This window comes from Spiroplasma sp. Moj, from assembly GCF_016082285.1.
GTDB classification, from domain to species: domain Bacteria; phylum Bacillota_I; class Bacilli_A; order Mycoplasmatales; family Mycoplasmataceae; genus Spiroplasma; species Spiroplasma phoeniceum.
The window spans coordinates 1-8,331 of record NZ_MQTY02000041.1 but is presented as its reverse complement, the minus strand read 5'-3'; the positions used below and the strand labels follow the sequence as shown (position 1 = coordinate 8,331).

Annotated in this window: 7 protein-coding genes; 4 read left to right on the top strand and 3 right to left on the bottom strand. The window is 25.9% G+C overall.

What is annotated here, in order from left to right:
• Window positions 1–187 precede the first annotated feature (187 nt).
• From BST80_RS02825 to BST80_RS02815, 3 genes are all read right to left on the bottom strand, one after another.
• A complete protein-coding gene (locus tag BST80_RS02825) occupies window positions 188–922 on the bottom strand; it encodes a hypothetical protein (protein WP_415745878.1) in 735 nt (244 codons plus the stop codon).
• 76 nt (window positions 923–998) lie between these two features.
• On the bottom strand, window positions 999–2,057 hold the full coding sequence (locus tag BST80_RS02820; RefSeq protein ID WP_415745877.1) for a rod shape-determining protein: 1,059 nt from the start codon (window positions 2,055–2,057) through the stop codon (window positions 999–1,001).
• A 260-nt stretch (window positions 2,058–2,317) separates the two neighbouring features.
• Window positions 2,318–3,367 (bottom strand): rod shape-determining protein, encoded by a 1,050-nt coding sequence (locus BST80_RS02815; RefSeq protein WP_415745876.1) that lies wholly within the window; start codon window positions 3,365–3,367, stop codon window positions 2,318–2,320.
• Window positions 3,368–3,495: 128 nt separating this feature from the next.
• Here BST80_RS02815 and rnmV point away from each other — a divergent pair, with 128 nt between their 5' ends.
• From rnmV to polA, 4 genes are all read left to right on the top strand, one after another.
• Window positions 3,496–4,014 (top strand): ribonuclease M5, encoded by a 519-nt coding sequence (gene rnmV, locus BST80_RS02810; protein ID WP_400248769.1) that lies wholly within the window; start codon window positions 3,496–3,498, stop codon window positions 4,012–4,014.
• A complete protein-coding gene (gene rsmA / locus BST80_RS02805) occupies window positions 4,014–4,862 on the top strand; it encodes a 16S rRNA (adenine(1518)-N(6)/adenine(1519)-N(6))-dimethyltransferase RsmA (RefSeq protein ID WP_415745875.1) in 849 nt (282 codons plus the stop codon). The genes rnmV and rsmA overlap by 1 nt, the downstream gene beginning before the upstream one ends.
• Before the next feature lie 2 nt (window positions 4,863–4,864).
• Entirely contained in the window at window positions 4,865–5,611 is a 747-nt protein-coding gene (locus tag BST80_RS02800) for a 4-diphosphocytidyl-2C-methyl-D-erythritol kinase (RefSeq protein ID WP_415745874.1), read from the top strand.
• A 67-nt stretch (window positions 5,612–5,678) separates the two neighbouring features.
• On the top strand, window positions 5,679–8,288 hold the full coding sequence (gene polA / locus BST80_RS02795; RefSeq protein ID WP_415745873.1) for a DNA polymerase I: 2,610 nt from the start codon (window positions 5,679–5,681) through the stop codon (window positions 8,286–8,288).
• Window positions 8,289–8,331 lie beyond the last annotated feature (43 nt).

The window sequence follows — 8,331 nt, the reverse complement described above, 5'->3', positions numbered from 1 at the left end:
TTTTAGATTTTTAACAAAAATCATTTTTCGTGGTGCTGAAATAACTACATAATTTAAAAAAATTATTTTTTTTGAAAAAATAGTTGCAATTTTTAATAAAAGATATATTATCAAATTAATAAGGGCTATTTGTCCTACTTGCATCTTTACTTTACATTTTTTCCTAAAAATTATTCCATAATTAAGTTTAGTATCGGTTTGTATTAATGCTTAAAGGAATTACAAAAGTGGGTAACATAATTGTTAAAATTCTAATTAAACTATTAACTAAATTTTCAATTCATTGCTTTGCTTCATCAATTGTTAAAAAGTATTTAGTTAATTTTAAATATTTAACTTCAACTGTTTCTTTTAAAAAAGTTAAATATTTTTTAACTAATGTTGTAATATAAGTATTAATATCAGTTGGTGTTTTATATCGATATTCAATTTCAATTGTTGATTGCTCACGCTTATATTTATATTCAAAAATTTGTGTATCAGATAAAATTATAATTGGATTATAAATCGTCATATAAATAAAGAAAGTTTTTAAATCATAAATATTAATTTTGCCTTCTTCAATGCTGGTAATAGTTGAATTAAATCAATCACTATAGATTTCTTCAATATTTGTTGAACTAGGATAAGGCCAGGCAATACCGCTATTATTATTTAGTAATTGATTTCAAGGTTTATCAATATTAATGTAACCAGACGAAGTCAAAATTTGTTTAATAAATCAATATGAGAAATATGGTTCATTAATTGTTTTGTCAGAATTAAAAACTGCTCCAAAAATTGGTTGATCAGTTTTTGACGTATAAGTTCAATTTGCCAAAGCTTGGCGAATTCGTACATCAATTGTTGAACAACTTACAACTGAATTAATTGCTGGAGTTATAAAAGTTAGTGCTGTTAAAAATGATAATACTTTTTTCATTATTGCCTTACCTTATATTATAATTTTATCATTTTTCTAAAAATTATAATAAAAAAATAGATAAGTAGTTTTAAACTTATCTATTTTTTTTGTTTTCTTCAATTAAGTCGGTTCTAATTTTTTTCTCATAAGCAATACATCCATCAATAACAGATGTTTCGGCGTTTTTAGCTACACGAACAGGAATTTGGAAATAATCTGATAGAAATTCTTTAATTCCGGCAATTTGACCACATGCTCCAGTAACTAAAATTCCATTAGCAACAGCATCACCAGCTAACTCAGCTGGAGTTTTTTCTAAAACTTCGGTTATTAATTGTGTAATTGATGAAAAAATACTTATTAATAATTTCCTAATTTCTGAATCTAAAATTTCTGCTTCTTTTGGCATTCCTGTTACAACATTACGACCGAAAATAATCATTTTTTTATTTTCTTTTGTTTTGTATAATGAACCAATTTGTTTTTTAATTTGTTCAGCAGTAACAACACCAATTGAAATAGTATGCTTCGCACGAATGTATTTTAAGATTTCTTCATCAATATAATTCCCAGCAGTTTTAATTGATTTACTTTCAACAATTCCACTAGCTGAGATAATAGCACAACTTGATTTTCCACCACCAATGTCTAAAATAAAAGTTCCTTTTGGTGCAAAAATATTTTCACCTGCTCCTAAGGCAGCCATTAATGAATCTTCCTCGATTTTTACAAAGTCAGCACCAATATTTTTACACATCTTGATTATTGCTTGTTTTTCTAAGTCTGTAACATTTTTGGGACATGCAATTAAAACAATAGCATTTTTTCATAAATCAGTTACTTTTGCTTTTTTCCCTATTTGTTGAATAAATTCTTCTGCAATAGTTAAATCCGTAACTGTTCCATTACGTAATGGTGAGTAAATTTCAATTTTATCGTGTGTTTTGCCAATTAACTTTTTAGCATCATCACCTAATGCTATTAGTTTCTTAGTTCCGATTTCATATGCCATTACTGATGCTTCATTAAAAATAATGCCTCTCCCAGCAACATAAGCAATCGAATTAGTAGTTCCTAAATCGATAGCAATGAATTTCCGGGGTGCTTTTGGCGAAATGTTAAATGTATTTTTCAATACGTCTGATATTGCCATCTTTAAAATGTCTCCTTCCGTTTATTGCTTCGTTAAAAAACATAGCAATAATAATAACATAATAATTTTCTTAAATATTAAACCCTTTATTTGTTATAAAACATTCAATATCAAGTAACTTTATTATATAAAATCTGGTATAATTTGCAATTAAAAATGATAATTTCAAGTTTCTTTTTTCTTTTTTAAAAATTTTAGTTATTTTTTTATGTTATTAGTTCTTTGGAAAATAAAAAAAGTATATTTTAAAAATATACTTTTTATGAAATTTTGTATTCATTTGCATCAAGTAATTGAATTCTTTCAATTACAGCACCTAAATTTTTTTCATAAGTTTTAGCACCATCAATTACACACATTAATGGATCATTTGCAGCTTTTACTTTTAATTGGAAAATTGATTCAAAATATTTTACAATTCCACGAATTAAAGCTCCTCCTCCACAGATGGTAATACCATTTCTAATAACATCACCAGCTAATTCTGGTGGTGTTTGTTCTAATATTTCTACTAATAAGTCTGTAATTCTTGAAAAAGAGGCTAATAAAACGTTTTTAATTTCTTCAGGTTTAATTAATACTTCTCGTGGTAATCCCGTAATAATATCACGACCAAAGGCACGAACTGGTTTTTCATTAATTATTTTAACTAATGCACCAATTTCTTTTTTAATTTGTTCAGCCGTTCTAATTCCGACTAGCACATTGTATTCAGCACGAATATATTTTTGAATTTCTTGATCTAAGTGTTTTCCTGCAACTTTAACTGATTTTGAAATTACAATATCACCAGCTGAAATAATTGCAATATCTGTTGTTCCCCCACCAATATCAATTACTAAATTTCCTTGTGCTAGACCAATATTAATGCCAGCTCCTAATGCTGCTAGTTTAACTTCTTCTTCTACTAAAACGTGACTTGCTCCCATATCTTTTGCAATAGCTTTTAAAGCACCACGTTCTAATTCGGTAACTCTACTTGGGCATGCCAATATTACTAGTGAATTTTTTCAAATTCCTGATAATTTTAATCTACTAAAAATGTGTTTTAACAAATCTTTAGCCGCTTCCATATCGGAGATAACTCCGTCTACTAATGGTGTTACCATTCTAATATGATCATGCGTTTTTCCAACCATTTTGTATGCTTCATTTCCTAAGGCAATTAATGAGTTACTTAAAGTGTCATATGCCATCATCGAAGGTTCGTTATAAACAATTCCTTGACCTGATACATAGGCTACTGTGTTAGCTGTCCCTAAGTCTAATGCTAAAAACGAGTAGTATTTTCCAAATTTATAATTAGCCATATTTCTTTTTGCCTCCTACTCCTATATTTAAAATTTATGATTATTTTAATATAACAGTCTAGTATAATTATACTATAAAATTAGGATAAGTAAATGAAAAAGGTGTTTATCGGGGAGTGAAGGCTAAAATGGGAGTATTTGTGATTGTTGAAGGTAAGACAGATTCAACAAAGTTAAAAAGTATTTTTCCTAATATTAAAACAATTGAAACTAGCGGTAGTGGGATTACAAAAGAAAAATTAGCATTGATCAAAAAAATTAGTTTAAATAATAAAGTAATTATTTTTACTGATCCTGATTATCCTGGACAAAAATTACGTCAAATTATTAGTGATTATTTAGAAAACAACTGCATGCATGCTTTTATAAGTAAGAATAATGCAACTAAGGGTAAAAAAGTTGGAATTGCTGAGGCATCTGAAGATGCAATTAAAAATAGTATTAATAATTTAATTAGTTTTTCAAACCAGCCAGTTGATAATTTACAATGAAGTGATTATATTAATTTAGTTGATTCAAAAGTAAAACGCGAAAAAATTATTAAGTACTATAACTTAATGCCAACTAATAATAAAACAACATTTAAATGACTAAATTATATGAATGTTAAAAAACAAGATTTAATTGATATTTTAAAGGAGAAATAATGAAAAAACAAAACCAAGAAATGCGTGCCGAAGGAATAATAGCTAAAAAGAGTAAGGGACAAAACTTTTTAACAAATCCTCATTTTATTAATTTGATTGTTGATAGTGCATTTGATTTACCAAACACAAATATTTTAGAAATTGGTCCAGGAATGGGTGCTTTGACGAGTTCTATTTTATTAAAAGCAAACAAACTTGTTTGTGTTGAAATTGATTCAACTTTAGTAGAATATTTAACATTAAAATTTAAAGATCAGGGTTTAACTGTTATCCAGGCAGATATTTTAACCATTGATTTAGAAAAATTATTTTTAACAGAATTTTTAGATAATAATCCAATTAGTATTATTTCCAATATTCCTTATTATATTACTTCACCAATTATTTTTAAATTATTAAAAATAAATAATCCAAAAGTAAAAGAAATTATTTTAATGATGCAAGAAGAGGTGGGTGAACGAATTATGGCTCAGCCAAATTCAAAAAACTATAGTAGTATTTCTGTTGTTTGTCAATTTTATAGTGACATTGAAAAAGTTTCCTTAGTTGGTCGTAATAATTTTGTTCCAGTACCAAAAGTTGATAGTATTGTTTTAAAATTTAAATTGAATAAAAAATATTCTTTATTAATAAATGATGAAGAATTTATTAGATTTATTCGAATGATGTTTGCAACAAAGCGAAAAACAATTTTAAATAACTTAGCAATTATTATTAACAATAAAATTTTAGTCGAAGATATTTTGGTAAGATTAAACTATGCATTAAATTTACGTTCAGAAAATTTAAGTTTAAATGATTTTTATCTTTTATATAATGAAATTAAACAAACTAAGGGAGAACTATAAAAATGAAAATTAGATCATATGGTAAGTTTAATTTAACTTTAGAGGTTTTTCACAAACATAAATTTAAAAAAATGCACCATATTAAAAGTATTATTTTTCCTTATAAGGAAAAATATGATTTTGTTGAGTTACTGCCTTATCAAGGTAAACAAACAATTTTTACTTGTAATAAAAAAGAACTAGATTCAAATAATAATACTATTTTGGAAGCATATCATAAATTTGTTGTTATGTTCCCTAAGTTTAAATCAACTCCAGTTCATATTAATTTAATTAAAAATACAACTATTGGTTCTGGTCTTGGTTATTCTGCTAGTAATGCTGTTGCAATGATTAAACTTATTTGTCATTTTTTTAATATTAATTATTATTCTTGGAAAATTAAAAAGTTAATTCAAAGTCTTAGTTCTGATGCTTTATTTTTTTATTTAGAAAAACCAGCAATAATCTCTAATTATGGTCATAAAATTAAGTATTTAACAATGCATCAAATTAATAAGTATAAAATCCCAAATCTTAAAATTATTGATTCAAAAATATCATCAATCACAAAAGAAGTTTATCAAGAATTTGACCATAATTATCAATACTATAAAACAAAAAAAATAATTAATAATCTTTATTTTAATATGTTACAACAGCCCGCTTTTAAAATTAATCCAGAGTTAAAAAAATTTTATCTTATACTAAAGCAAGAATATTCAAATGTAATGCTTTCTGGTAGTGGCGGTGCTTTTTTGGCTTGATAATTTAGTTTTAAAGTATATTTTAAAATTAAATTAGGCTATAATTGAACATAAATGAGGAGATTGTAAAATGAAAAAAGTATTGTTAATTGATGGAAATTCTTTGCTTTTTAGAGCATTTTATGCCACAGCATATAATGGCGAGATGTTAAAAAGTTTGGATGGAACACCAACAAATGCTGTTTATGCATTTGCCAATATGTTGAATAAAATATTAAAAACAAATAACTACTATAGTGTTGTTGTTGCTTTTGATAAAGGAAAAAAGAATTTTCGTCATGATTTATTAGTTGACTACAAAGATGGTCGGAGTAAAACGCCAAATGAATTAATTGTACAATTTCCAATTGTAAAAGAATTTTTAGATAGTTATCAAATTCCATATTTAGAGCAAGAAGGATATGAAGCTGATGATTTATTAGGGTGTTTAGCGGTGCTGGCTGAAAAAGAAGATTTTTATGTTGATATTTTTTCAAGTGATAAAGATTTATATCAATTAATTACTAATAAAACAAATATTTTAGTGCCACGGCAAGGCGACAGTGCTGATGTTATTGATGAAACAGCTTTAAGAGCAAAATGGTGAATTACACCATTACAAGTTCCTGATTTAAAAGGGCTAATGGGTGATCCTTCCGATAATTTAAAGGGTGTTCCAAAGGTTGGTGAAAAAACAGCAATAAAATTAATTAAGGAATATCATTCAATTGAAAATTTATATGATAATATTGAGCAGATTAAGGGTGCATTACAACAAAATTTATTAAATCATAAGGAAAGTGCATTATTATGCAAAAAGATAGCTACTATTTTTTGTGATATTAATTTAGAACATTTTGCTTTTACTCAGTTTTCACCAAATCAAGAAAAATTAATGCAATTTTATTTAAAATATAATATGAATTCATTTGTAACAAAGTTGTTTAATAATCAAGATAATAGTACCGAAAACTCAAATATAACAGTAAAAATTATTGAAGAATGATGTTCCGAATTTAATGAAAATAACACTACTGTTTATTTAGAATTATTAGATGAAAATTATCATACTGCAGAAATTATTGGGTTTGGAATTGTTAATTCGAAAGGTGTTTTTTATTTTGATTATATTCATGCAAAGCATGACAAACTATGACATCAATTTTTAAATGATACTAAATATCAAAAGTTAACTTATCATGCAAAGAGTTTAATTGTTGCTTTAGCTCGTGATAATATTTTTGTTCAAAATATTGAATATGATATGATGCTAGCTGGTTATGTTTATAATTCAAATGCAAAAAATAGTTTAGATACTTATATTAATTTATTTGAAAAAAAACAAATTTTGACTGATGAATTATTTTATGGCAAAGGGGTTAAAAAACAAATTCCTGCTGATGTAATTAAATTAAGTCATTTTATTGGTGAAAAAGCAGCGTACATTCATAAATTAAGACCAAAAATTATTGAGTTATTAAAAGCTAATCAGCAATATGATTTATATTATAAGATTGAGTTACCAACCGCTTTTGCATTAGCACGAATGGAAATTAATGGTGTTAAAGTTAACCAACATGAATTAACAACACAAACCTTACGAATTGAAAAAATTGTGCAAGAATTAAATAATGAAATTAATGATATTGCACAAAAAGAAATTAATCCTAATTCACCAAAACAAATTTCAGAATTATTATTTCAATATCTTTCATTACCTGATCGGAAAAAAGGCTCAACAGCACAAGAAACATTAGAAGAAATAAAAAATAACCATGTAATTATTCAAAAGATATTAGATTATCGAAAGTATCAAAAATTATATTCAACTTATTTAAAAGGGATGGAAAAATATATTTTTGCTGATGGGAAAGTTCATACAATTTATAAGCAAACCTTAACAAATACTGGTCGGCTTTCATCTGTGGAACCTAATATGCAAAATATTAGTATTCGTGATGATGTTCAAAAAGAGGTACGAAAAATTTTTGTTGTTTCATCGCCAAATAATGTTTTATTATCTTGTGATTATTCACAAATTGAATTACGAATTTTAGCACATATGTCAAAAGACCAAGATTTAATTGCTGCTTTTAATAAGAATGAAGATATTCATACTAATACTGCAATGAAAATTTTTAATTTATCAAAAAATGAAATTACACCGAATATTCGTCGTAGTGCGAAAGCTGTTAATTTTGGGATTATTTATGGAATTAGTGATTTTAGTTTAGCAACTGATTTAAATATTTCTGTTGCAAAAGCAAAAGCAATAATTAATAATTATTATCAACAATTTCCAACAATTAAGGCTTTTATTGATCAACAAGTTGAGTTTTGTAAACAAAATGGTTATGTTACAACAATTTTTAATCGGAAACGTTATGTCCCAGAAATTAATGACCATAATTATATGCAACGTGAATTTGGGAAGCGGATTGCAATGAATATGCCAATTCAAGGTAGTGCAGCGGATATTATTAAAATTGCTTTAAAAAATATTGACCAAGAATTTTTAAAATTAAATTTAAAAGCAAAAATTATTGCACAAATTCATGATGAATTAATTTTTGAAATTCCGCAAGTTGAATTAATTCAAGTGCAAAAAATTGTTAAAACATTGATGGAAGATTCTACTAAATTAAATATAAAGTTAATAGTTGATATGAAAACTGGTTTAAGTTGATATGATTTAAAATAAGATTAGACTTCTTGTATAACCTAGTTATTTTAAAATTCCTATA